The organism is Aurantiacibacter xanthus, from assembly GCF_003584015.1.
GTDB classification, from domain to species: domain Bacteria; phylum Pseudomonadota; class Alphaproteobacteria; order Sphingomonadales; family Sphingomonadaceae; genus Alteraurantiacibacter; species Alteraurantiacibacter xanthus.
In genome coordinates this window covers 79,669-104,775 of sequence record NZ_QXFM01000114.1, presented here as the reverse complement: position 1 = coordinate 104,775, position 25,107 = coordinate 79,669, and the positions used below count along the sequence as shown (strand labels likewise).

Annotated in this window: 25 protein-coding genes; 15 read left to right on the top strand and 10 right to left on the bottom strand. The window is 65.6% G+C overall.

The features are described from left to right. Positions 1-34: 34 nt before the first annotated feature. The 5 genes from D2V17_RS14515 to D2V17_RS14495 all read right to left on the bottom strand — a co-directional run bounded on the left by D2V17_RS14515 (position 35) and on the right by D2V17_RS14495 (position 4,676). A complete protein-coding gene (locus D2V17_RS14515) occupies positions 35-2,197 on the bottom strand; it encodes a transglycosylase domain-containing protein (protein ID WP_119593523.1) in 2,163 nt (720 codons plus the stop codon). 82 nt (positions 2,198-2,279) lie between these two features. Then, positions 2,280-2,681, bottom strand: coding sequence for a peptide-methionine (R)-S-oxide reductase MsrB (gene msrB / locus D2V17_RS14510; RefSeq protein WP_119593522.1), 402 nt, complete (start codon positions 2,679-2,681; stop codon positions 2,280-2,282). Between the two features lie 313 nt (positions 2,682-2,994). Further along, on the bottom strand, positions 2,995-3,666 hold the full coding sequence (locus D2V17_RS14505) for a glutathione S-transferase family protein (RefSeq protein WP_119593521.1): 672 nt from the start codon (positions 3,664-3,666) through the stop codon (positions 2,995-2,997). Between the two features lie 68 nt (positions 3,667-3,734). Beyond that, the gene (locus D2V17_RS14500; protein ID WP_119593520.1) at positions 3,735-4,115 is read right to left on the bottom strand and encodes a hypothetical protein; all 381 of its coding nucleotides are present in this window, start codon (positions 4,113-4,115) and stop codon (positions 3,735-3,737) included. Positions 4,116-4,160: 45 nt separating this feature from the next. Beyond that, positions 4,161-4,676, bottom strand: a complete 516-nt coding sequence (locus tag D2V17_RS14495; RefSeq protein ID WP_119593519.1) for a nuclear transport factor 2 family protein — start codon at positions 4,674-4,676, stop codon at positions 4,161-4,163. A 122-nt stretch (positions 4,677-4,798) separates the two neighbouring features. Between D2V17_RS14495 and D2V17_RS14490 the strand changes: the two genes are divergently transcribed. From D2V17_RS14490 to D2V17_RS14470, 5 genes are all read left to right on the top strand, one after another. After that, positions 4,799-6,214 (top strand): MFS transporter, encoded by a 1,416-nt coding sequence (locus D2V17_RS14490; protein ID WP_119593518.1) that lies wholly within the window; start codon positions 4,799-4,801, stop codon positions 6,212-6,214. Between the two features lie 361 nt (positions 6,215-6,575). Continuing rightward, a complete protein-coding gene (locus D2V17_RS14485) occupies positions 6,576-8,006 on the top strand; it encodes an NAD-dependent succinate-semialdehyde dehydrogenase (protein WP_119593517.1) in 1,431 nt (476 codons plus the stop codon). A gap of 111 nt (positions 8,007-8,117) precedes the next feature. Then, positions 8,118-9,173 carry an amidohydrolase family protein gene (locus tag D2V17_RS14480; RefSeq protein ID WP_119593516.1) on the top strand — a complete coding sequence of 352 codons (1,056 nt, stop codon included), beginning with the start codon at positions 8,118-8,120 and terminating at the stop codon, positions 9,171-9,173. 104 nt (positions 9,174-9,277) lie between these two features. Beyond that, positions 9,278-10,816, top strand: a complete 1,539-nt coding sequence (gene mdlC / locus D2V17_RS14475; protein ID WP_119593515.1) for a benzoylformate decarboxylase — start codon at positions 9,278-9,280, stop codon at positions 10,814-10,816. A gap of 146 nt (positions 10,817-10,962) precedes the next feature. Beyond that, positions 10,963-12,780, top strand: coding sequence for a DEAD/DEAH box helicase (locus tag D2V17_RS14470; RefSeq protein ID WP_119593514.1), 1,818 nt, complete (start codon positions 10,963-10,965; stop codon positions 12,778-12,780). 21 nt (positions 12,781-12,801) lie between these two features. Here the strand turns inward: D2V17_RS14470 and D2V17_RS14465 are convergent, their stop codons facing one another. The 5 genes from D2V17_RS14465 to D2V17_RS14445 all read right to left on the bottom strand — a co-directional run bounded on the left by D2V17_RS14465 (position 12,802) and on the right by D2V17_RS14445 (position 17,225). Then, positions 12,802-13,368, bottom strand: coding sequence for a superoxide dismutase family protein (locus D2V17_RS14465; protein WP_119593513.1), 567 nt, complete (start codon positions 13,366-13,368; stop codon positions 12,802-12,804). Positions 13,369-13,450: 82 nt separating this feature from the next. Then, a complete protein-coding gene (locus D2V17_RS14460; protein ID WP_119593512.1) occupies positions 13,451-13,909 on the bottom strand; it encodes a nuclear transport factor 2 family protein in 459 nt (152 codons plus the stop codon). A 12-nt stretch (positions 13,910-13,921) separates the two neighbouring features. Further along, on the bottom strand, positions 13,922-15,169 hold the full coding sequence (locus D2V17_RS14455; protein ID WP_119593511.1) for an MFS transporter: 1,248 nt from the start codon (positions 15,167-15,169) through the stop codon (positions 13,922-13,924). 22 nt (positions 15,170-15,191) lie between these two features. Further along, entirely contained in the window at positions 15,192-15,674 is a 483-nt protein-coding gene (locus tag D2V17_RS14450; RefSeq protein ID WP_119593510.1) for a DUF3237 domain-containing protein, read from the bottom strand. A 63-nt stretch (positions 15,675-15,737) separates the two neighbouring features. Continuing rightward, positions 15,738-17,225, bottom strand: a complete 1,488-nt coding sequence (locus tag D2V17_RS14445) for a lignostilbene-alpha,beta-dioxygenase (protein ID WP_119593509.1) — start codon at positions 17,223-17,225, stop codon at positions 15,738-15,740. Positions 17,226-17,301: 76 nt separating this feature from the next. On the opposite strand from D2V17_RS14445, the gene D2V17_RS14440 reads away from it, so the two are divergent. From D2V17_RS14440 to mobA, 10 genes are all read left to right on the top strand, one after another. Beyond that, complete coding sequence (locus tag D2V17_RS14440; RefSeq protein WP_119593508.1) at positions 17,302-17,763, top strand: Saro_0803 family transcriptional regulator; 462 nt, start codon at positions 17,302-17,304, stop codon at positions 17,761-17,763. 31 nt (positions 17,764-17,794) lie between these two features. Beyond that, positions 17,795-19,165, top strand: coding sequence for an MFS transporter (locus tag D2V17_RS14435; protein WP_191229207.1), 1,371 nt, complete (start codon positions 17,795-17,797; stop codon positions 19,163-19,165). A gap of 20 nt (positions 19,166-19,185) precedes the next feature. Next, positions 19,186-20,298 (top strand): S-(hydroxymethyl)glutathione dehydrogenase/class III alcohol dehydrogenase, encoded by a 1,113-nt coding sequence (locus tag D2V17_RS14430; RefSeq protein ID WP_119593507.1) that lies wholly within the window; start codon positions 19,186-19,188, stop codon positions 20,296-20,298. A 14-nt stretch (positions 20,299-20,312) separates the two neighbouring features. After that, on the top strand, positions 20,313-20,714 hold the full coding sequence (locus D2V17_RS14425; RefSeq protein WP_342767847.1) for a VOC family protein: 402 nt from the start codon (positions 20,313-20,315) through the stop codon (positions 20,712-20,714). A gap of 143 nt (positions 20,715-20,857) precedes the next feature. Next, entirely contained in the window at positions 20,858-21,238 is a 381-nt protein-coding gene (locus D2V17_RS14420) for a VOC family protein (protein ID WP_119593534.1), read from the top strand. Positions 21,239-21,257: 19 nt separating this feature from the next. Continuing rightward, positions 21,258-21,638, top strand: a complete 381-nt coding sequence (locus D2V17_RS14415; RefSeq protein ID WP_119593506.1) for a VOC family protein — start codon at positions 21,258-21,260, stop codon at positions 21,636-21,638. A gap of 10 nt (positions 21,639-21,648) precedes the next feature. Continuing rightward, on the top strand, positions 21,649-22,488 hold the full coding sequence (fghA, locus tag D2V17_RS14410; protein ID WP_119593505.1) for an S-formylglutathione hydrolase: 840 nt from the start codon (positions 21,649-21,651) through the stop codon (positions 22,486-22,488). Next, a complete protein-coding gene (locus D2V17_RS14405; protein WP_119593504.1) occupies positions 22,485-22,913 on the top strand; it encodes an NAD(P)H-dependent oxidoreductase subunit E in 429 nt (142 codons plus the stop codon). Before fghA ends, D2V17_RS14405 begins: the two co-directional genes overlap by 4 nt. After that, a complete protein-coding gene (locus tag D2V17_RS14400) occupies positions 22,910-24,457 on the top strand; it encodes an NADH-ubiquinone oxidoreductase-F iron-sulfur binding region domain-containing protein (protein WP_119593503.1) in 1,548 nt (515 codons plus the stop codon). Before D2V17_RS14405 ends, D2V17_RS14400 begins: the two co-directional genes overlap by 4 nt. Before the next feature lie 130 nt (positions 24,458-24,587). Further along, a complete protein-coding gene (gene mobA, locus D2V17_RS14395; protein WP_119593502.1) occupies positions 24,588-25,106 on the top strand; it encodes a molybdenum cofactor guanylyltransferase in 519 nt (172 codons plus the stop codon). The last annotated feature ends 1 nt before the right edge of the window (position 25,107 follow it).

Sequence of the window (25,107 nt, the reverse complement as noted above, 5' to 3'; positions counted from 1 at the left end):
AGCCGGACGGGGCCTTTTTCTTGCCTGATCGGGATCAGTTGACCGGTTGCTGATAGCGCCGGTCGGCGGGCGCTGTTGGCGATGGCGCCGGAGCGGGTGCAGTGGGGGCTTCAGGCCGGTCGCGACCGGGGCGCAGACCGTTGATCGCCCGGTCGAGGAAGCTGTCGTTGGCGGCAGGCGGCGGGTCGCGGTCCATTCCGGCCGGGTCCAGCTGATCGTAGGACGGGGCTTGATCGCGCACCGCGCCTGGGCGCTGCGGCTCGACCAGATTGCCGTTCTCGTCGATGTAGTAATAGTAGTCGGAATCCTCGCCGTAATAGTACTCGTCATCGGGTTCGAGTTGCCATTCGGGCAGTTTCAGATCGGTGTCGAACTGCTCGACCGGGCGATCCTTCACCGCATAGCGCATGTAGGTGGCAAAGGCCGAGGCTGGCGCGCGTCCGCCTTGCAGGCCGGGCACCGCCTTGGCGTCGTCGCGGCCCATCCACACGCCGGTGGTAATCCCCGAGGAGAAGCCGACGAACCAGCCGTCCTTGTTGCTTGAGGTCGTGCCCGTCTTGCCTGCGACCGGGCGGCCGATCTGCGCCGCGCGACCGGTGCCGGTGGCGACCGCCGTTTGCAGCAGATCGGTGATCCCGGCCGCGACATAGTCGGGCACGAGCTGGTAGGCGCGCGGCTCCTCGTGGCGATAGAGTTCGCGCCCGTCGGCCCCGGTCACGCGAATAATACCATAGGGCTCGACCGACTGCCCCTTGGCGGCGACCGCCGCAAAGGCGCGGGTAAGGTCGATCACGCGCACCTCGCTGGAGCCGAGCACCATGGCCGGCAGTGTTGAAATGGGCGTGCTGATGCCGAACCGGCGCGCCATCGAGGCCACGTTCGAAAAGCCGAACTCATAGCCGAGCGAGGCGGCGACGGTGTTCTTCGAATAGGCAAAGGCGCTGCGCACGTCGATGGCCCCGGCATAGGTGCCGCCTGAGTTGCGCGGGCTCCACCCGTCGATGGTGACGGGCTGGTCGTGCACGGTATCGTCGGGGCGATAGCCGCCTTCCAGCGCAGTAAGATAGACAAACAGTTTCCATGCCGAGCCCGGCTGACGCAGCGCCTCGGTGGCGCGGTTGTAGTTGCTGGTCACGTAGTCGGTGCCGCCGACCATGGCGAGGATCGCCCCATCGCGATCAAGGCTGACGAGCGCGCCTTGCGCGCCATTGGGCACGTTCGACTTCACCGCGGCAGTCGCCGCACGCTGCATCCCGATGTCGATGGTGGTCCAGACGTCGATCGGTTCGTTCGACCCGTTCGGCAGCAGCAGATCGAGCTGCGGCAGCGCCCAGTCGGTGAAATAGCGGATCGAGTTCTGCCCCGCCTCCTCGCGCAGGTGAACGATGGAGGTGTCGAACTGCGGCACGCGCGCCGGGTCAAGGTCGCCATAGGCGACCATCTGCCCGATCACCACGCGCGCGCGGTCGACCGCAGCCTGGGCATCAGCGGTAGGGGAATAGCGGCTCGGCGCCTTGACCAGCCCGGCGATGATCGCAGCTTCCTCAAGGCTCAGCTCCCGCGCCGAGTGGCTGAAGAACTTGCGGCTGGCGCTGTCGATCCCATAGGCGCCGCCGCCGAAATAGACCTTGTTGAGATAAAGTTCGAGGATCTGCTCCTTGGAGAAATTCCATTCGAGCGCCAGCGCCAGCACCGCCTCGCGCGCCTTGCGGTCGAGCGTGCGGTTGGAATTGAGGAACACGTTGCGCGCCAGCTGCTGGGTGATGGTCGAGGTGGCGGAAACGCCGCGGTCCTGCTGCAGCGCATTGTAGACCGCGCGAGTAAGGCCCATCGGATCGATCCCGAGGTGCGAATAGAAGCGGTGGTCTTCCACCGAGACCATCGCGTGCTTCATCACCTCGGGGATTTCGTTGGCATCGAGCCACTCGCCATAAGACGGGCCAAGCTCGACGATCTCGGTGCCGTCGCGCGCGCGCACGACAATGGTCTGGCCGTTCTGGCTCGACTTGAGCTGCTCGAAGCCGGGCATTTCCTGCGCCGCGAAATAGACCGCCGTGAACAGCGCCACGGCGGCAAGCCCCGCCACCACGAAACCTGCCACGAGCAGCCGCTTCGTCCAGTGCCAGAAGGCCCCGGACTTCCTGGCGCTCTTGCCCTTACTCACTTTCCTGGAGCGTGAACCCCGCCCGCTGGCCATTTGCCGTTCTATCCTGCGTCACCTGAGCACCATGCATAGGGCAAAGCTAATGCAGGGTGAACGGCCAAGCTGCCGTGCGCGCTCAGTTTTCCTCCGGCTTGAAGTCGAGCGAGGCCGAATTGATGCAATAGCGCAGGCCGTCGGGCCCCGGACCATCGGGGAAGACATGGCCAAGATGGCCCGAACAGCGCGCACAGGTGACCTCGGTGCGGATCATTCCGTGCGACACATCACGGTGTTCTTCCACCGCGTCCGTGGTGGCGGGTGCGGTGAAGCTGGGCCAGCCCGAACCGCTGTCGTATTTGTCCTCGCTCTCGAACAGCGGCAGGCCGCAGGCGGCGCAGACATATTCGCCCGCCATCTTGTTCTTCTCGTATTGCCCGGTGAAGGCCCGCTCGGTTCCGCCTTCGCGCAGGACGCGATACTGCTCGGGCGACAGGCGCTCGCGCCATTCGGCTTCGGTCAGGTTGAGCTTCTCGGGCATTGTTTTCTCCTCAAGCGCCGGCGGGGCCATCCGGCCCCTTGGCTATCCTCGGTGCTGATCCCTTCCCCGGACAAGTCCGGGGTGCAGGGCACCTGCGGGCGCGCAGTCGCGCTTGCGAGCCTTCGGCCCGTTTCAGCGCGACATTCCCGCTGTTGCAAGAATATCGGTTGGCGACCGGCAAACCGCAAGCCTGCCCTGAGCGGCTGACCTGCCAGCCAGTCGCAGGGGGCGACTGACCGCCCGCAGCGGCCCCGCAACGCAGTGAAGGGAACGGCCGCGAGGACGCTCGCCCGGATGGGCGAGCGCGAAACAATCACGCATTCACATCCGCGTAGTGGCTCGCAGGCGGAATGCCCTCCATCTTGTCGGTGAGCAGGCTGCGGAAGCTCGGTCGGCTCTTGATCACGCGATACCAGCTATGCGCCGTGTCGTGCCCGGTCCAGTCGATCCCGCCGAGGTAGTCCGCCACCGAAATCTGCGCGGCGGCGGCGAAATCGGCCAGGCTCATCTGCGCGCCTGCCAGCCAGCGGTGGTTGTCGATCAGCCAGTCGATATAGTCGAGATGCTCGTGCGCCAGCCGCATCGCCGAGCGCAGCACGCCGCTGTCGGGCGCGGCGCGCAGCACGATCCGCTTCTTCATCTTCTCGTGCATCAGCGGGCCGGTGACATCGTGAAAGAAGCTCTCGTCGAACAGCGCCACCAGCCGCCGGATTTCGGCCCGCGCCAAGGCCGTGCCGAGGATCAGAGGGGTCTTGTCGACCGTCTCTTCGAGATATTCGCAGATCGCCTGGCTATCGACCAGCGTGCGGTTACGCTCCGAATCGTGCAGCACCGGCGTGCGCCCGGCCGGGTTGAGGGCGTAGAAGTTGTCGCTCGCATCCCACGGATTTTCGCGCTTCAGCTCGTAGGCCACGCCCTTCTCGCTGAGCGCAAGGCGCACCTTGCGGCTGAACGGACAGAGCGGAAAATGATAGAGTTGCCACATGGTAATAGTTCACAATGCCCGAGGCGCGCATTTGGGTCCAGCACGGGTGTGCCGCAAGTGCGGATAATTCAGCGGCGCGGCGCGGCCTCCAGCTGGCCGAGTTGCGGCAGGCAGACTTCCATCACCGGCGCGATGCTGTCATGATCGACAAGGTCCTGCGCCTCGGCGGCCAGGGCAGCGCGGATGCCCTCCTCGTCGAGTCCGGCCTCATCCATCACCTGAGCAGCCGCGCGCACGAAAAACTCGCGCGCATCGTCCCCCAGTAGCGGATAGGCGAGCGCCCGCACATCGCCGCTCGCCTGCCCATGGGCGACCAGCGCGAAGGCGGCGGAACAGCGCAGGCTCATGCGCTGCTCAAGGCTGAGCGGCGCAGGTTGCTGGGCCTGCAGTGAGGCCGAAACCCCCAGCAGCGCGAGGACAGATACGAGGGCAGACACGATGCGGATCATGCCTGCCCTTTGCCATGTCAGTGTGAATGAAGGCTGTCTTGCGGCTTACGCAAGCCGGTCCATCGCCAGCACCGGGTTCGCCGCACCCGATTCGCGCCCGGTGAGGAACTCGTTCTTGATGTTGCGGTACTGGAACTTCCACTCGCCATCGACGCGCACCAGCACATCCTCGTAAATACCGAAGGTGCCGAGCGTCGGGGTCAGGCGGCCGCTGTCAGGCAGACGCGGGCCATCGTTGGCGGTTTCGAACCAGAACCCGGTGTGCCAGGCCTTGTCGCCCTCGACCCGGATCACCGACTGGCACAGCACGTGGCGCAGGATCGCAGGGTTGCCGTCGACATCCTGATAGAGCGAGCCGACCGCCTCCTTGAACGTCCTGGCCGAGGCGCGGATGTTCTCGCGCCCGGTCACCGCGCCGCGCGCATATTCGAGCGTGCCATCCTCGGTGAAGGTGTCCGCGTAGGTATCGAAGTCGTTATAATCCATGGCGAACAGATAGCGCGCCATCAGGTCCTCGATCTCGGCGCGGTCCTGCGCATAGGTGGCGGAATATTTCGTCATCGGCTCTCTCTCCCGTTGGTTTTACGGCACTTTGCGAAAGGATATTGACCTGCATCATGTCGCCGAAACTGCTTGATGGGCACTTCGGAAAAGGTCAACAAGACCGTGAGAGAGGATCATCGATGGCTATAACTCCGGGCGCCCCGGTCACCAGAGAAGCTGCGGCCGCTGACGAAGCGGGCACCGCCGCGCAGATGCCCTGGCCGAGCGAGCGCAGGGGCTGGTTCGCGCTGTTCGTGATCGTGCTCACGATGTTCATCACCTTTTTCGATTCCACCGTCTTCGCGATGCTGGCCGAGAAGATGAAGGGCAGCTTCGGCCTGTCCGACACCGCGCTGGGCTTCCTGCTTGGCCCGGCCAGCGTGGTCGCCTTCGTGTTCGTGGGCATTCCGCTGTCGCGCCTCGTCGACATCTATCCGCGCAAGCTGGTGCTGGCGGGCGGGATCGCGGTGGTCGGCGTGATCACCGCGCTGGGCGGGTTGGCGCAGAGCTTTTCCCAGCTGATCGGCACCCGGCTGTTCGTCGGCGCTGGCGGCGCGGCGCATGGGCCGGGCTCCTACTCGCTGCTGGCCGATGCCTTCCGCCCGATGCGGCTGCCGCTGGTCTTCGCGCTGGTTCAGGTGGGCTTCGTGTTCGGATCGTCGCTCGGCACCTGGGGTGGCGGCCAGCTGATCGCCTGGACGGACACCATGCCCGAACGGATCGACTTTCTCGGCCTCGAAATCTTTTCCTGGCAGCTGATCCTGCTGATCATCGGCGCGCCGGGCCTTGTCGCCGCGATCCTGTTTCTGATGGTGCGCGAACCGCCCCGCCGCCTGCCGCCCGGCACAAACCGGCTGGTGCCGCCCGATGCGCCGCTGGGCCGCAAGCTGCTCGCCTTTACCGGGCTCGATGCGCTGAGGGCGATCAACGCGCGCGGTGCGGTCTACTGGCCGCTGTTCTTTGCGCTGGCGATGTCGGCGATCGAGAGTCAGGGGCTGCCTGCCTGGCGCGTGCCGTTCATCACCCGCACCTATGGCTGGACCGCCGACGAGATCGGCAACCTGCTCGGCCCGTTGATCTTCGTCGCCTCGATCTGCGGTATTCTGGCGGGCGGCGTGTTCGTGAGCTGGATGAACCGCAAATATATCGACGGCAATATCCGCGCCTGTGCGATCATCTTCACCTGCACCACCATCTTCGCCATTGCCGCGCCGCTGATGCCCACCGGCGAACTGGCGCTGACCTGCATGGCGCTGACCTCGTTCTGCGGCCTCGCCGGAGCGCCCGCGCAGAACGCCGCCATCCAGCGCATCGCCCCCAACGAGATGCGCGGGCAGGTGACGGCGTTCTACCTGTTCATGTTCACCTTCTTCGGCGCCATGGGCAGCTTCGTGATCGGCACGGTCAGCGACGTGATCGTGGGCGACCCGGCCAAGCTGTGGGAAGCGCTGCTGATCGTGGCCGGTGCGTTCATGCCGCTGGCAACCATCTTCATGTGGCGCGCGATCAAGCCTTATGGCGAGGAGGTCGCCCGGTTGCAGGAACGCGGGCTCTAGGCCGAACCGGGGCTGGCGCGGGATGCAACGCGGTCCGTTTCGTTGCCGCAGCGCTATTCCCGTTGACTTGAACCGCTGGCTCCCACAATCGTATGTGCAGCATACGAATTGGGAGACTCGTAATGTCCGAAGATCGCATCGCCGCGCAGGAGGTGCCGCTGACCAATATGGAACAGCGCCTCGCCCGCCGCGAACACGATGCCACGCTGGCGGCGAAAGGCTGAACCAAACATCATAATCCGCTTGCCCGGAAGCCTGTCGCAAGACAGCCATGCTGGCAAGCTGTCGCAAACCTAAAACGAAAAACACCCTTCGACAGGCTCAGCACGGGCGGTCGCGGGGCAGATACAAAGGACTTGCAATGACCGACTATCCTTCCCTGCACATGATCATCAACGGAGAGCAGGTTTCCGGCGGTGGCCGCCGCACCTTCGACGTGGTGAACCCTGTCACCGGCGCAACGCTGGCCGAGCTGCCGCTGGCCGACAAGACCGACCTCGATCGTGCGCTCGAAGTGGCTGACGAAGGCTTCAGGATCTGGCGCAAGTCCACCCCGCAGGAACGCGCCGCCGTGCTCGAAGGCGCGGCGCGCCTGATGCTCGAACGCGCCGACGACCTCGCCCGCGTGGCCACGATGGAAGAGGGCAAGCCCTTCGCCGAGGCCAGGATCGAGGTCATGATGAACGTCGGGCTGTTCAAGTTCTACGCCGGCGAAACCTTCCGCCTCTATGGCCGCGAGCTGGTGCGCCCGGTGGGCCAGCGCTCGGTGGTCCGGCACGAGCCGATCGGCCCGGTCGCCGCCTTCGCGCCATGGAACTTCCCGCTCGGCAATCCGGGCCGCAAGCTCGGCGCACCGATTGCGGCGGGCTGCTCGGTGATCCTCAAGAGCGCCGAAGAGGCCCCGGCCTCCGCGCTCGGCGTGTTGCAGTGCCTGCTCGATGCGGGCCTGCCCAAGCAGGTCGCGCAGGCGGTGTTCGGCGTGCCCGACGAGGTTTCGAGCCACCTGCTCGCCTCGCCGATCATCCGCAAGCTGTCGTTCACCGGCTCGACCGTGGTCGGCAAGCACCTCGTGAAGCTCGCCAGCGAGAACATGATCCGCACCACGATGGAGCTGGGCGGCCACGGCCCGGTCCTGATCTTCGACGATGCCGATGTCGAAGCAGCGCTCGCCACCGCCGCGCCGGGCAAGACCCGCAACGCCGGTCAGGTCTGCGTGAGCCCCACCCGCTTCATCGTGCAGGAAAACGTGTTCGAGAAATTCCGCGACGGCATGGCCGCACGTCTCGCCGCGACCAAGGTCGGCAACGGGCTTGAGGACGGCGTGCAGATGGGCCCGATGGCCAACCCCCGCCGCCCCGAGGCGATGGAGAAGTTCATCGCCAATGCGGTCGACAAGGGTGCGCGCCTCAACACCGGCGGTGAGCGGATCGGCAACCAGGGCTTCTTCTTCCAGCCCACCGTGCTGAGTGAAGTGCCGCTTGATGCCGATGTGATGAACGAAGAGCCGTTCGGCCCGCTGGCACTGATCAACCCCTACCGCACCGAGGAGGAGATGATCGCCGAGGCCAACCGCCTGCCCTATGGCCTTGCCGCCTACAACTGGACGACCAATGCCGCGCGTCAGCGCCGCCTCGGCGATGCCATCGAAGCCGGCATGGTCGGCATCAACACGCACATGATCGGCGGGTCCGACACGCCGTTCGGCGGGGTGCAATGGTCGGGCCACGGCAGCGAGGACGGCCCCGAGGGCGTGCTCGCCTGCATGGTCACCAAGGCCGTCCACGAAGCTTGATGGCGTGGCCGTGCTTCGACAGGCTCAGCAGGAGCGGACGGAGGCACTTGGGTGCATTTCCGTTCGTCCTGAGCCTGTCGAAGGACGCGCGCCGACATTAGAGGAAAGACTATGACCGAACCACTACTGACCGGCGGCCAGAAGGGCTATCTGCGCATCGCCACCGAAGAGGCCTTCGCCACGCAGGAGCAACTCGATGCGATCATGCGTCTGGTGAAGGAAGGCCGCGCGGACAAGGGCACGATGAACCTCTGGGGCTTCTACGGCACCTCGCCTTCGGAGCGCACGACCTTCATCCGCGAACGCCTGCTTGACCTCGGCGAACTGCGCATCCAGGCGATGGACGATGCGGGCATCGACAAGGCCGTGCTGGCGCTGACCAGCCCCGGCGTGCAGTCGCTGTTCGACCTTGACGAGGCGCGCGGCATCGCCAGCCGCGCCAACGATCACCTCAAGACCGCCTGCGAGCGCTATCCCGACCGTTTCGTCGGCATGGCAGCGGTCTGCCCGCAGGACGCCGAGTGGTCCGCACAGGAACTGAAGCGCGCCAAGGAAGAGCTGGGCTTCGTCGGTGTGCAGATCAATTCGCACACCCACGGCCACTATCTCGACGAGCCGCAGTTCGAACCGATCCTGCGCGCCTGCGCCGAGCTGGACATGCCGCTCTACATCCACCCGCAAGGCCCGCCCGACGACATGATCGGCACCATGGCCGAGGTCGGCCTCGAAGGCGCAGTGTTCGGATTTGCGGTGGAGACGAGCTTCCACGCGCTGCGCCTGCTCACCTCAGGCGCTTTCGACCGCTATCCCTCGCTCAAGCTGGTGCTCGGCCACGGCTGCGAGGGTCTGCCGTTCTGGATCGACCGCCTCAACTTCATGCATCAGGCGGGCATCCGCTCGGGCCGTTATGAGCGGATGAAGCCGCAGAACCACGAGCTGCACTACTATCTGCGCAACAACGTCTGGGGCACCAATTCGGGCCTGCCGAGCCCCGCCTCGATCAAGCTGATGATGGAAGTCATGGGCGAGGATCGCGTGATGTACGCGATGGACTATCCCTACCAGTATGTGCCCGACGAGGTGCGTCTGCTCGATGCGATGGACCTGCCGCGCGAGACGATGAAGAAGTTCTACCAGACCAATGCGGAGGCGCTGTTCGGCATCTAGGCCGACCTGCGCCGGGAGCGGGCTGTCGCGGCCCGCTCCCGCACCGCCACGACAAGGAAGGCCTGCACCCGCGCGCGGGCCGGGGGACAGGAGATTTGACGGCTATGACCAACGTACGCGAAGCGGCTTACCGGGTGTTCGAACACTTCGGGGTGGACCGGCTATTCGGCAACCCCGGCAGCACAGAGCTGCCGATGCTCAAGGGCATGCCCTTCCCCTATGTCATGGGCCTCAACGAAGCGGTGGTAATGGGCATGGCCGACGGCTTTGCCCGCGCCAGCGGCAAACCCGCGCTGGTCAATCTGCACTCCTCCGCAGGCACCGGGCACTCACTTGGCAACCTGTTTACCGCCTGGAAGAACAACGCTCCAATCGTGGTGACGGCGGGCCAACAGGCGCGCTCGATCCTGCCGTTCGACCCGTTCCTCGGTGCCGAGCGCCCGACCGAATTCCCGCGACCTTACGTCAAGTTCGCCATCGAGCCCGCCCGCGCGGAGGACGTGCCACTGGCGCTGGCCCGTGCCTTCGCCGTGGCGCTGACCCCGCCGATGGGTCCGGTGTTCGTCTCGATCCCGGTCGACGACTGGGAGCGGGAATGCGAGATGCCCGCCTTGCCCGACCTCACCCTGCGCACCTTCCCCGACCCCGCCGGCATCGCCAAGATCGCCGCCATGCTCGATGGCGCGAAGAACCCGGCGCTGGTGCTCGGCACCGGGGTTGCCAATGCGGGCGGCTGGGATGCTGCGATTGCCTTGGCCGAAAAGACCGGGGTGAGCGTCTGGGCCGCGCCCTATGCCGCGCGCGAAGTCTTCCCCGAAACGCACCCGCAGTTCGCGGGTTTCCTCAATGCCTGGCGCGACCAGATCCGCGATGCGCTCGGCGCCCACGACGCGATCCTCGTGGTCGGCGCACCGGTGTTCACCTACCATGTCGAAGGCTCGGGCCCGCATTGGCCCGAGGGCGCAGCGCTGATGGCGCTGAGCGACGATCCGAACCACCTTGCGAACCTGCCCGGTGGCGGCGGGGTGCTCGGCGATCCGGCGGCGGCGCTGGCCATGCTGGCCGAAGCCGCGAAGGCCCGCCCCTTCTCCGGCACCAGCCACCAGCTGATCGACCCCGAACCCGACATGACCGCGCCCTACGTCCTCAAACGCATCGCCGCGCTGCGCCCGGATAACGCGGTGATCGTGGAAGAGGCGCCCACAGCGCGCGGGCCGGAACACGTCACCCTGCCGATCACCCGCAAGGGCGGCTTCTACACCTGCGCCAGCGGCGGCCTCGGCCACTCGCTGCCCGCTGCTGTGGGCGTGGCGCTGGGGCAGCCGGACAAGGTTGTGGCCGTGCTCGGTGACGGCTCTGCCATGTACACGATCCAGGGCCTGTTCACCGCCTTCCAGGAGAAAGCGAACGTCAGCTTCGTGGTGCTGAACAATTCGGCCTATGCCGCGCTGACCGGCTTTTCGAGCGAATTCGGGATGAACCACGTGCCCGGCTGCGACCTTACCGGGCTCGATTTTGCCAAGCTTGCAGAAGGGCTTGGTGTACCTTCGAAGCCGGTCGACAGCGTCGATGCGCTCGACGCGGCGCTGGGCTGGTCGATGGCGGAAAGTGGGCCGACCTTGCTCGATGTGCGGATCAAATAGACCGGGTTGTTAATTTCGCACTGAGAGAAACGGCAATTTGCGTGTAGGGCGCGCGGCGTGAGCGGCTGCGCGCGCCGATGATTCGCGCGCCTCGATGCCGCAACCTGCCACGATCCGCTGGCCTCCTCGAATGAAAGTCTCCCTGTTTGTCCTTTCCTGACCTGCCGTCCGTCATTGCCTCCGCGCTCGAAGAAAAGGGCTACACCGAACTTACGCCCGTCCAGTCGCAGGTGCTCGTTCCCGAAGCTGCGGGACGCGACCTGCTCGTTTCCGCCCAGACCGGCTCGGGCAAGACCGTCGCCTTCGGCCTTGCCTTCTCCAGCGACCTGCTCGGACCGGATGGCCGGGTGCCGCGCGATGGCAAGCCGCTGGCGCTGGTGATCGCGCCGACCCGCGAGCTGGCCTTGCAGGTCAGCCGCGAACTCGCCTGGCTCTATCGCAATGCAGGCGCGCATATCGCCACCTGCGTAGGCGGAATGGACCCGAGCAAGGAACGCCGCAACCTTGCGGGCGGGGCGCAGATCGTGGTCGGCACTCCGGGCCGTCTGCGCGACCACCTCGAACGCGGCGCACTCGACCTTTCGGCCTTGCGCGCCGTGGTGCTCGACGAGGCCGACGAGATGCTCGACATGGGCTTTCGCGAGGAACTGGAAGAGATTCTCGACGCCACCCCCGAAGGCCGGCGCTCGCTGCTGTTCTCGGCCACGCTGCCGCGCCCGATCGTCAATCTTGCCAGCCGCTACCAGCGCGACGCCCTGCGCATCTCGACCGTGGGCGAAACCCGCGGCCATGGCGACATCACCTATCAGGCGATCACCGTCGCCCCGCCCGAGGTCGAGCTGGCCGTGGTCAACCTGCTGCGCTTCCACGAGGCCGAGACCGCGATCCTGTTCTGCGCCACCCGTGAGAAAGTGCGCCACCTCACCGCGATTTTGCAGGAACGCGGCTTTGCCGTGGTCGCCCTCTCAGGCGAACACAGCCAGTCCGAGCGCAATCAGGCGATGCAGGCCCTGCGCGACCGCCGCGCGCGCGTCTGTGTGGCGACCGACGTGGCCGCTCGCGGAATCGACCTGCCGGGTGTCTCGCTGGTGGTGCACGTCGAGATTCCGCGCGATGCCGAAACGCTGCAACACCGCTCGGGCCGCACGGGCCGCGCGGGCAAGAAGGGCATCGCCGCGCTGATCGTGCCCTGGCCGCGTCGCCGCCGCGTTGAGGGAATGCTGCGCGGAGCCAAGATCGAGGCCGAATGGATCGATCCGCCGAGCGCGCAGATGATCCGCCAGCAGGATCACACCCGCCTGATGGAAAAGCTGCTCGCGCCCGTAGAGATCGAGGAAGACGACCGTGCGCTGGCCCGCGAACTTCTGGGCCGCCGCAGTCCGGAAGAGCTGGCCGCAATGCTGGTGCAGGCGCACCGTGCCCGTCAGCCGCAGCCCGAGGAGCTGACCGCCAACACCCCCGAAGCACGCGAGAATGCCCGCGCGCAGCGGCACCGTCCGGGGTTCGAGGACACCGTGTGGTTCCGGCTCGATGTCGGGCGCAGCAACGGGGCGGACCCAAAGTGGATCCTGCCGGTGGTCTGCCGCCGCGGGCACATCTCGAAAAACGAGATTGGCGCGATCCGCATTACGCCGCAGGAGACCTTCGTCGAAATCCCGCGCGCGATTGCCGACAAGTTCGCCGCTGCCGCGCGCCGGACCGGCGAGAGCGAGCGTGAGGCAGGCGAGGAATCGATCGGGATCGAACTGTCGGACAGCGCACCGCGCGACATGGCGCGCCAGAACCGGCGCATGGGGCGCGATGGCGGCCCCGCTCCGGTCAAACCGCGTCCGTTCCGCTCGGGCGGGTTCAAGCCCGGCAAGGGCGGCGGTCCCGGAAAGCCGCATGGCGCCAAGCCGGGGAAGCGCTTCGGCAAGCCCGGCGCGAAGCCGGGCAAGCCGTTCAGCAAGAAGCCGCGCGACTAATGCCGCGCGGCGCGGCTGGCATCAGCCTGCGGTGAACACGCCGCAGGCGATGCGGTCGCCGCTGTCGCCAGACGGATCGGTGGTCTGATCGTCTTCGCCCGCGTGGACGATGAAGGCCGAGCCATCCTCGTCCATCAGGCCCGCGAAGGTGGCCGAGGGCGCAAGCATGTAGGTGAGCGAGCCGGTGCCGTCGGCGCCGATTTCGAGGTTGGGCATGTCGCCCGCGTGCTGACCGTCTGCAGCTTCGAGGCCATGCTTGGCTTCGGCGGGGTTCCAGTGCCCGCCGGCTGCGGCAAAGCCATCCTCGCACGAGCCGACAGTGTGGACATGCACGCCGTGCAGACCCTCGGGCATGTTCATCGCCGAAACGTCGATGGTGATCCCGCCGGCAGAACCAGTGGCGGTGACGGTGCCGACTTCCTCGCCATCGGCGGTCTTCAGCGCAGCGGTGGCGGTTTCGCCAGCACCGGCGGCGGCGCCATCGGTTGCGGCCACATCGTCGATCACGGTCTCATCGGCGTCGTTGCCGCCGCAGGCAGCCAGGGTGGCAGCGCCAAGGGCGAGCAGGGGCAGAGCGAATTTACGCATGAGGGACTCCTTTTTTGCGTTTACACCCGAATAAACAGGCAGGGGGGCTCGGGTTCCGAACCTAGGGCAATGAGGCCAGATGTCACCCCCGCAGTGAAAACCTTTCGAGCACCTCGCCGCCCCAGGCCATGATCTGCTTGGAAGCGAGGAGGTACTGGTCGCCCTGCTTCACCACCACGTCGCGCACATGGCCGCTCCAGTGCATGATCGTGCCCTCACCGGGGCGGGTGATCGTGCTCATCGCATAGCTGAGCACCACCCAGCAGTCGGCGCGGCCCTCGGGATCGGGCTCGTAGATGAGGTTGCCGAAATGGTGCTGGTGGCCGGGAAAATCGGGCCGTTCGTGGAAGCGCAGCACCAGCTTGCGGATTTCCTCGCGGCCTTCGCGGATCTCGATGCCATTGGCCCCTTCCTCATAAGCGCGGGCATCGGCGGTGTAGCAATCGAGGTAGCCCTCGGTGTCCCCCACATCGAGCGCGCGATAGTAGCGCGCGAACAGCTGGCGGATGGCAAGGTCGTCTGCGGGTGTGGGCATAGTCATACAGGTCTCCGATCAGGCGGGGGATAAGGCGGAACGGCGGGCAAGTACGCCGGGCGCGGTTTCGCGCAGGGCCAGCGCGACGAGCGTGCCGCCCAGCGCCAGTGCCACCAGCAACCAGCACACCGCCTGCAAACCGTAAGCATCGGACAGCGAGCCCGCGATGGTCGGGGCGAGTACTCCGCCCAGCACCTCGCCCACGCCCATCACGATCCCCATCGCGGTAGCCGCCCGCGCCGGATCGACGCTTTCGGCGGGCACCGTCGCCATGAACATCGGGAAAATGCCGTTGAAGGCCCAGCCGGCAAAGAAGATCACCGCCATGGCCACGAAAGCCCCATCGAACAGCAGCGCGCCAAGCGGCAGAATCACGCCCGACAGCGTGAAGCCGACCATCACCGGGCGCCGCCCGAGCCGGTCGGACAGGGCCGGCACGAGGAAACCGCAGACCGCGCTCGCAATGCCGAGCACCGCCATCAGCCATGCCGCATCGCTTTCGGAGTATCCGCGCAGTTGCACCAGCACGAGCGGCATGAAGGCCCAGGTGACGACCAGATAGGCCACCAGCAATATCGCCAGCAGCGCACAGACGATCACGTTGCGCTCGCTCGCCACTTCGAGCAGCGGCGGCTTCGATCCGGGCGCGGACACCGGGCGCGGCGGCAATTTGCGCTCGATCACGAACAGCCAGATCAGCAGCGCCGAGATCAGCCCCGGTATGGCGGCGATAAAGAAGGCGTTGCGCCAGCCGTAGGCGAGTGCGATCGGCACCAGAACCAGCGGCGCGACCGAGGAGCCGAGGATGCTGGAGCCGAGGTTCTGGGTCACGCCCATGGCCATCCCGCGATGCTTCGGCTCGACCTCGTGGGCGACCATCGCATGGCTGATCGGCATCACCCCGCCCTCGCTCAGCCCCATCAGCAGCCGCGCGCCGAGCAACATCAGGAAGCCGGTGGCGAGCCCCGAAACGACCGAGCAGACCGAGAAGATCAGCGTCGAAACAAGGATCAGGATCTTGCGCTTGCCGGTCTTGTCGGACAGCCAGCCGACGAAGATCGCCGCCAGCGCCCAGGTCAGCGACAGCGCCGATCCGAGCAGGCCGACCTCGGTATAGCTCAGCCCCAGCTCGGGCTGGATGAAGGGCATGAGGAAATTGAGCGCGTTGCGGTCGAAGAACAGGATGCCGAAGTTCAGGCACAGCAAGCTCACCAGCAGGATCTGATACCTGCGGCTGGCTGATCCGGCGGCGTCGTTTGCGCCCATGTCCTCTCCCCCAAAGCGCCGGTCAGGTCACGCGCCAGACCCACAGCTTGATCGACGATGCAAAACGCGCGCCCGAGCAGATGAAGATCGAGCGGTTCATCCATTCGTAGGGACCGGCAGGCGCGATGAATTCGGGCACGGTGCGGAAATAGTATTCGCTCGGATCGACCTCGTCGCCGCGGCGCAGGCGGTCCATCACCTCGGGCGGGCCATGGCGCAGACCCTTGTTGCGGATCTGGATGATCGCGCCGTCGTCGGTCTCGATGGCGTAGATCGCGTCGGCCACGGTCACGCCATCAGGGCGGGTAAGCTGCCAGTCAGCCGAATTGCCCATCAGCTTGCCGCTGATCTTCGGACCCTTCACATAGCCGCCATCGCAAATGGGAATGATCCGGCGCGTGCCATCGACCACCGGCCCGATCTCGCGCGGGGCCTCCAGCTCGCCGCCCGCCTCATAGACGAACTCGAGGCCCGGTTTGTACTTCTCGAAATCGGGTTCACTCATGGCCGGGCTCTTTCACGATGCGGTCTCTCCCGCGGCAATGTGTGCCGGGGAGAGACCTTTAGATCAAGCAGGCTCTGGCTGCTTCGCCTTGAGGCCGATGTCCTCGCTGAGGGCAAAGTTGCCGTGCAGGCCGAAGCGCAGGCGGATCGGCACATGGACGGTCGCCACCGGACCCTTCTCGATATCGAGCGCGTCGAAAATCAACAGGTCGGTGTTGTGATCGGCCAGCCGGTTGCACAGCATCACGATCCAGCCGTCACCCTCGGGCGCGTCCTTCGCGCGCGGGATGAAGCACGGTTCCTGCATCGAGGAGACCGGGCCGCACCACCAGTGCTGCTCGGCGCCGGTTTCGAGATCCTTCAGGAACAGGCAGTTCATCAGGAACCCGCCGGCGCTGCCACCCTTCAGCTCGTTGGGACGGCGCATGTCCATCTCCAGCCCCCAGGTGTAGCGGTTCTTCGTGCCGGTGAAGCGGTCGTCGATGCGCGGGAACTCGCTGGCGGTGTCGGTCAGCTGCTCGATTTCGGCGAAGTCCTCGCCGTTCGAGGCCATATCGACGGTCCAGCGGGTGAGCTTGCTCATCGCCTCGGGCCCGTTGAACGGCGCGCCGTGGATGTCGGGGAAGAACGGGAACATGTTGTTCTTCGCCTCCGGGATCACGAAGTGGACCTTCGAGCCTTCCTGCCAGGCGTTGACGACATGGCTGGCAAAGCAGTTGTCGCGCTTGAACCAGCGGATGTCCTCGTCCTTCAGATCGTCGCGGCGCGGGATGATCCCGAGATAGACCGGCATGGTGGTGTCGAACCCGAAGTGGACCTCGCCCGCATTCAGGCGGTCCCAGTTCGAGGTCGAGGGCACGATATGCAGCACGAGGTAATCCTCGGTGATGCCGAAGTCGTGCATCATGCAATAGTAGGGCACCTTGAACCACTTTTCGCGGACCAGCGATCCGTCGGGCGCAACCTCCATATAGGAAACGTCATCGGTACACAGACCGCTCGCGGCATAGCCGATGGCGACCATGTTGCCGGTGGCCGGGTCGATCTTCGGGTGCGCAGTGAAGGTCTGCGACTTCATCGCCCCTTCCCAGGTCTCAAAGGCGTCGGTCTCCATCGTGGCCGGGTCCATGATGAGGGCCGGGCTGTCTTCCTTCATCGCCCACAGCTTGCCGGCATAGATCCAGGCATTGGTGTTGGCGGTGCTGCGGATCATGCCCTTCACGCTGGGATCGTCGGTGACGGGGTTGCGATACTTGCCGAACAGGCCGCGGCCAGCGGCGCGCTCGGCGTGCCACTTGTCGGTCTTGGCCCAGCGCTGTTTGAAGTCGACCTGCCCGTCGTGGATGTGGAAGCGGGTGATCATCCCGTCACCGTTGAAGGCGATGTCATCGCCGAGCAGCGGCGGGAACTGCGGATCGGGCTGCACACGGAAGAACGCGCCGTCGATTTCGGGCGGGATCGTGCCGTCGAAATCCAGATCCTCGATATCGGCCTCAACCCGGCTGGGCGTGTTAAAACCGGTGAAATTGGGGGTGTCAGGGAACTGCGCCATATCTCTTTCGAATCCTCTTCCTTGCGCTCGATTGTATGCTTCACTAACAAATAGGCAAGGTCGAGGAATAGGTACGTTGGCACAACCCGCATTGATCGAGAGCAAGGACGGAGCGGGGCAAGGCCCGGCTTCGCTCGACTCTGTGCTGGGCTTTCACATCCGCCTCGCGCACGGGGCGGTGTATCGCCATTTCAGCGAGACTTTCGCCACGCTCGGGCTGACGCAGAAGCAGGTCAGCACGCTGTGGCTGGTGGCCGAAATGCCTGGCATCGCGCAGAGCGAGCTGGGCAACCGTCTGCGGATGGATCGGGCGACCGCGATGTCGATCGTCAGCCGCATGCAGGAACGCGGCTATCTGTGGCGCGAACGCTGCCCGTCCGACGGGCGCAAGCAATTGCTGCACCTGACCGATGAGGGCCGAAACGCGCTCGATCAGGCCAAAACCTGCATCGAAGAACATGAGCGCTGGCTGAAGAGCCGGTTCACTTCGGACGAAGTCAAGAAATTGGTGGAAATGCTCGCGCGAATCCACGAATAGTCCGCGCGAACTGAGGAGAGGGACACGAACCATGGCTGCACCTGGCGGGGGCACGAACCCCATCACTGTCATCAACGATACGCCTATGGGGGTGCGCCAGTGGGTCGTGGTGATCCTCATGGTGATGCTCAACGCGCTCGACGGGTTCGATGTGCTGTCCAGCGCCTTTGCCGCGCCGGGCATCTCTGCCGAATGGGGCATCGAACGTGCGGCGCTGGGCGTCGTCCTCTCAGCCGAGCTGGTTGGCATGGGCTTCGGCTCGGTGCTGCTGGGCGGCGCGGCTGACAAATATGGCCGCAAGAACACCATGCTGGTGTGCCTGCTGTTCATGGCTGCGGGCATGTGGGCCGCCGGGCACGCAACCTCGGTAACGCCGCTGGTGATCTATCGCTTCATCACCGGCATCGGCATCGGCGGCATGCTCGCCGCGACCAACGCGGTGACCGCCGAAAGCACCAACAGCAAGTGGCGCAAGGCCGCCATCGCGGTCTATGTGGCGGGCTATCCGCTGGGCGCGATCGTCGGCGGCATCGCGGCCTCGGAATGGCTGCTGGAGGCCTATGGCTGGCGCGGCGTGTTCGACTTCGGCGCGATCGTCACCGCCGCTCTGATCCCCGTGCTCTATGCATTGGTGCCGGAAACCGCCGCTTACAACGCGGGCAAGGGCAACGTCGCAGGCGTCAACAAGACGCTTGCCGCCTTCGGCAAGGCCCCGATTGCCGAACTGCCGCCGCTCGACATGTCGGCCACGCGGCCCAAGGTCACCGACATTCTGTCGAACCCCAAGCTCCGTCCGGTCACGCTGCTGTTGGCTTTCGGCTACATGTTCCACACCATCACCTTCTATTACATCCTGAAGTTCGCGGTGCAGATCGTGGCCGACTACCCGCCGGGCTATGCCCCCTCGGAAGCGGCCACCGTGCTCACCTATGCCAATGTCGGCGGGTTCTTCGGCTCGGCGCTGTTCGGCTTCGTGATGGCGCGCCTCGGCATTCGCTGGCCGACTGCGCTGATGCTGCTGCTCGGCTCGGTCGCCGTGGCCAGCTTCGGTCTGGGCCGCAACACGCTCGATGCCTGGCAGTGGGCGACCGTCATCACCGGCTTCTTCACCAATGCCGCGATTTCGGGCTACTACGCCGCCTTCGCGCGCGGCTTCCCCGCCTATGCCCGCGCCACCGGCACCGGCTTCGTGCTCGGGATCGGCCGGCTCGGTGCGGCAGGCAGTCCGCTGCTGGCCGGCACGCTGTTCACGGTGCTCGGCAATTCGGAACTTCTTACCGTCTCGATCATCATGGCCATGGGCTCGGTGATCTCGCTGGTGCTGTTCCTGATGCTGCCCGAACGCGAAGGCGATGAACTGGTGAGCGCCGCCGACCTGCCCGCCGGCACGCCGCTCGATTGAAAATCTAGGAGACCCTCATCATGAAAACCCGCGCAGCAGTCGCCTTCGAGGCGAAGAAGCCGCTCGAAATCGTCGAGCTTGACCTCGAAGGCCCGAAGGCTGGCGAAGTGCTGGTCGAGATTATGGCCACCGGCATTTGCCACACCGACGCCTATACGCTCGACGGGTTCGACTCTGAGGGCATCTTCCCCTCGGTGCTCGGCCACGAGGGCGCAGGTGTGGTGCGCGAAGTGGGTGCGGGCGTTACCTCGGTGAAGCCCGGCGATCACGTGATCCCGCTTTACACCCCCGAATGCCGCCAGTGTAAGAGCTGCCTCAGCGGCAAGACCAACCTGTGCACCGCGATCCGCGCCACGCAGGGCAAGGGCCTGATGCCCGACGGCACCACCCGCTTCAGCTACAAGGGCCAGCCGATCTACCACTACATGGGCTGTTCGACCTTCTCGAACTTCACCGTGCTGCCCGAGATCGCCGTCGCCAAGATCCGCGAAGACGCGCCGTTCCAGTCGGCCTGCTATGTCGGCTGCGGCGTGACCACGGGTGTGGGCGCGGTCACCAACACCGCCAAGGTGCAGGTAGGCGACAATGTGGTGGTGTTCGGCCTCGGCGGGATCGGCCTCAACGTCATTCAGGGTGCGCGGCTGGCGGGCGCGAACATGATCGTCGGCGTCGACCTCAATCCCGACCGTGAAGAGTGGGGCCGCAGGTTCGGCATGACCCACTTCCTCAACACCAGGGGCATGAGCCGCGAGGAGACCGTCGCCAAGATCGTCGAAATGACCGACGGCGGGGCGGACTACACCTTCGATGCCACCGGCAACACCGAGGTCATGCGCACCGCGCTCGAAGCCTGCCACCGCGGCTGGGGCACCTCGATCATCATCGGCGTGGCCGAGGCGGGCAAGGAAATCGCCACCCGTCCGTTCCAGCTGGTGACGGGCCGCAACTGGCGCGGCACGGCGTTCGGCGGGGCCAAGGGCCGCACCGACGTGCCCAAGATCGTCGACATGTACATGCAGGGCAAGATCGAGATCGACCCGATGATCACCCACGTGATGGGCCTCGAAGAGATCAACACCGCCTTCGACCTCATGCACGAGGGCAAGTCGATCCGCTCGGTGGTGGTGTTCTGAGCGAGGCGCGGGCGATGACCGGCCTGTTTCGCCACATGGTGTTCGGAGCCGACGATCCCGAGGCGGCGCGCGTCTTCTACGACGCGACCTTCGCCGCCATCGGGGTCGGCCCCGGCGTGCCCGATCCGAACGGCCGCTTCATCTATCGGCACGAGGGTCAAATGCTGATCATCGGGCGTCCGATCGACGGCCAGAAGGCGACCCATGCCAATGGCGGCACGCTCGGGTTCTTCGCGCCGAGTGCCGAGGCGGTCCACGCCTGGCAAACGGCCGGGCTCACCAATGGCGGTTCGCTTTGCGAAGGCGCTCCGAAGGAACGCATCTCGCCTGCCACCGGCCAGATGGTCACGGTCGCCTATCTGCGCGACCCGACCGGCAACAAGCTCTGCGTCGTCTACGAGCACGAACAGGCATAGCGAAGCGGCAGGCCCAACCCTGCCGCGCCTTGCCAATTTGCCCAATTGAGCATTCGTTCTTTCACAAGGCCGAAAACTTCGGCTATGTGATCGCCGAGTCACGCGCGCCCTTTGCGGGCAGCCTGAGAGGAGAGACCAACACCATGTTCAATCACGTCTTCGTCGGCACCAACGATGTCGCCGCCGCGCGCAAGTTCTACAACGCCACGATGACCGTGCTGGGCCATGCCGGTCACGACATGCCGCACGGCACCGCCTATCCGAGCGAGCACGGCTCTTTCGTGGTCGCCACGCCCGCCAATGGCGAGGCAGCCACCTGCATGAACGGCTTCACTTTCGGCTTCCGCGCCGCCGACTACGATCAGGTCGAGGCCTGGCATGCCGCAGGCCTCGCCAATGGCGGCACCGATGCGGGCGCACCGGGTTTCCGTGAAAATTCGCCGGGCAACATGTATGGTGCCTATCTGCGCGATCCCGATGGCCACAAACTGTGCGCCTACGCCGTCAACACCGGCCCGCGCTGAGCGAAGGAGTATCCCGAGAATGTACAGCCACATGATGGTCGGCTCGAACGACCTCGAAAAATCCAAGACCTTCTATGATGCCGTGTTCACCGCTATCGGCGGCGCACCCGGCACCTACGATCCCAAGGGGCGACTGGTTTACGCCCACAAGGGCAGTGCCTTCCTCGTCACCAAGCCGATTAACGGCGAACCGGCCTGTATCTCGAACGGCAGCACCATCGGCTTTGCCATGGACAACCCCGAGCAGGCCGACGCCTGGCACGCCGCCGGCGCAGCTGCTGGCGGCACCGAGATCGAAGATGCGCCGGGCGTGCGCGATATGCACGGAACCAAGCTCTATCTCGCCTATCTGCGCGACCCCGACGGCCACAAGCTGTGCGCTCTCTATCGGATGGACTGAGGAGCATCTCGTGAGCCTCGAAACAGTCAGCACCAACCGCGCCTTTGGCGGCACGCAGGGCGTCTACAAGCACGCCAGCAAAGCCACCGGCACCGAAATGACCTTCGCGGTCTATGTGCCGGACCATGCCGAAGGCGCGAAGCTGCCGGTGCTGTTCTACCTTTCGGGGCTCACCTGCACCCATGCCAATGTCATGGAAAAGGGCGAATACCGTGCCGCCTGCGCCGAGCACGGGGTCATATTCGTTTGCCCAGACACCTCCCCGCGCGGCGATGATGTGCCCGACGACGAAGGCTACGACTTCGGCAAGGGCGCAGGCTTCTACGTCAACGCCACGCAGGAGCCGTGGGCGACGCACTTCCAGATGCGCGACTATGTCGAGAACGAGCTGCCCGCTCTGATCGCCGCGAACTTCCCCGTGGATATTGAACGCCAGGGCATCACCGGCCACTCGATGGGCGGGCACGGCGCGCTTACCATCTCGCTTCGCAATCCGGGGCGTTACAAGTCGACCTCCGCCTTTGCGCCGATCGTGTCGCCGCTCAACTGCCCTTGGGGCGAAAAGGCGCTGACCGGCTATATCGGCGCCGACAAGGCCGCATGGCGCGCATACGATGCCTGCGCGCTGATCGCAGACGGCGCGCGCCTGCCCGACCTGCTGGTCGATCAGGGCACCTCCGACAATTTCCTCGAAGAGCAACTGAAAACGCACCTGCTCGACGAGGCAGTGGCTGCGGCAGATATGCCCGCCACGATCCGGATGCAGGAGGGGTACGACCACTCCTATTACTTCATCTCCACCTTCATGGCCGACCATGTTGCGTGGCATGCCGAGAGGTTGAACGCATGAGTGACAAGAGCCAGCGCATTGGCGAGATTATCGCCGCGCACGCGCATCAGGAAGGGCCGCTGCTGCCGATCCTCCACGATATCCAGCACGAGTTCGGCTGCGTCGATGCCGAAACCGAAGTGCTGCTGGCCAAGGGCCTCAACCTCACCCGTGCCGACATCCATGGCGTGGTGAGCTTCTATCACGACTACACCCCCGAAGCCGATCCGCGCCCCGTGGTGCAGATCTGCCGCGCCGAGGCCTGCAAGGCCAACGGGGTCGAGCGGCTGATGGGTGCTGCCGAAGCGGCGGCAGGCAAGCGCGTGAAGATTTCGACGGTCTATTGCCTCGGCCTGTGCAGCTCCGGCCCCGCCGCGCGCACCGGCGATGACCTCCATATCCGGCTCGACGAGAAGGCGATCACCAAGCTGATCGAAAACGCATGACTCTGGTAAAGATTTCCGATGACGCGCTGGCGCTGGCCGGCGGCGCAGACAAGCTCGCCAAGGCTTTCGAGGCCAAGGGCTGCGAGGTGCACCGCACATCGAGCTGGGGCATGCAGTGGCTCGAACCGATGGTCGAGATCGACGGCAAGGGCTTCGGTCCGGCCACGCTCGACGATGTCGATGCGATCCTCGACGGATCGAGCGACAAGGGCATCGGCGTTATCGCAGAGCACCCGTTCATCGCCCGCCAGCAGCGCCTGACCTTTGCGCGTGCGGGCAAGACCCGTCCGACCAGCATCGACGACTATGAGGACACCGGCGGCTGGCAGGCGTGGAAGCGCGTGCGCACGATGGAACCGGCGGCGGTGATCGAGGAAGTGCTCGCCTCGGGCCTGCGCGGGCGCGGCGGGGCGGGTTTCCCCACCGGGATCAAGTGGAAGACCGTGGCCGAGGCCAAGTCCGACCGCAAATATATCGTCGTCAACGCCGACGAGGGCGACAGCGGCACCTTCGCCGACCGGATGCTGATGGAGGGCGATCCCTACCAGCTGATCGAAGGCATGGCGATTGCCGCCTATGCCGTGGGCGCGCAGACCGCCTATATCTACACCCGCAGCGAATATCCGCACGCCATCGCCAAGATGGAAGAGGCGATCCGCCGCGCCGAGCCGATCATTTCGCCGCTGCACATGGAAGTGCGCATGGGCGCGGGCGCTTATGTCTGCGGCGAGGAGACCTCGCTGCTCAACTCGCTGGAAGGCAAGCGCGGCGAAGTGCGCGCCAAGCCGCCCTTGCCCGCGCTCGAGGGCTTCATGGGCAAGCCGACCGTGGTCAACAACGTGCTGACCATCGCCGCCATCCCGCACATCCTCGCCGAGGGCGGCGCGGAGGAATATGCCCGGCTCGGGGTCGATCGCTCGAAGGGCACGATGCCGATCCAGCTGGCGGGCAATATCAAGCACGGCGGCCTGTTCGAAGTCGCCTTCGGCCTGCCGCTGGGCGAGCTGGTCAACGAGATCGGCGGCGGCACCTTCACGGGCAAGCCGGTGAAGGCAGTGCAGGTGGGCGGGCCGCTCGGGGCCTATATCCACCCCGACCAGTTCGACCTCGTGTTCGGCTACGAAGAGTTCGCGGCGGCCGATGCGCTGATCGGCCATGCCGGGATCACCGTGTTCGACGAGAGCGTCGACATGGGCGAGATGGCGCGGTTTGCGATGGAGTTCTGCGCGGCGGAAAGCTGTGGCAAGTGCACCCCGTGCCGGATCGGCGCGGTGCGCGGGGTCGAGGTGATCGACCGCATCCGCACCGGCGGCCGCCAGCGCGACGTGCTCGAACTGCGCCCGCAGATGCACAATACCACCAAGGACAAGGGCCGCGAGGCTGCCGAGGAAGTCGGCCTGCTGACGGATCTTTGCGAAACGATGAAGTTCGGCTCGCTCTGCGCGCTGGGGGGCTTCACGCCTTACCCGGTGATGAGTGCGCTCAAGCACTGGCCGCAGGACTTCTTCGGTGAAAGCGAAGTTCCGGCGGAAATGGCTGAGTAAGCATGCCCTTCCGCCCCAACCCCGCTCATCCTGAGCTTGTCGAAGGATCGTCTTTATTTCGGGCCCTGCGCTCGAAGGAAGAGCAGCCCTTCGACAAGCTCAGGATGAGCGGGCTTGGAGGCGTGGGACAGTGATCCTCGGCGCGGTCCTTGCAGGCGGCATGTCCACCCGGTTCGGCAGCGACAAGGCGCTCGCCGTGCTGGATGGCCGCACCCTGCTCGAACGCGCCGTCGAAGCGCTGGCGCAACTGTGTGACAAGGTGGTGATCGTTGGCCGCACCGCAGGCCCCGCGCCGTGCATTCCCGACGCCCCGCGCCCCGGCATGGGTCCGCTTGGCGGCGTGTCCGGCGCGCTCAATCATGCGCGAGATCACCAATTCGCTTCGGTGCTCACGACGTCGGTCGACAGTTTCGGCCTGCCGCAGAACCTGCTCGAATTGCTGTCGCCAGCCAGCGCCTATCTTGAAAAACAGCCCGTTATCGGGCATTGGAATACAGACGCCGCATCGATTGCTGAGCGCATCCTCCAGAGTGAAGGACGCCACTCGATGATCGCCTTTGCCAAAGCCGCCAATGCGCGCGGTGTGCAAAGTGCCTCGACGCCTGCGAACATCAATACGCCCGCGGATCTCGCGGCATTGGAGCATTAGC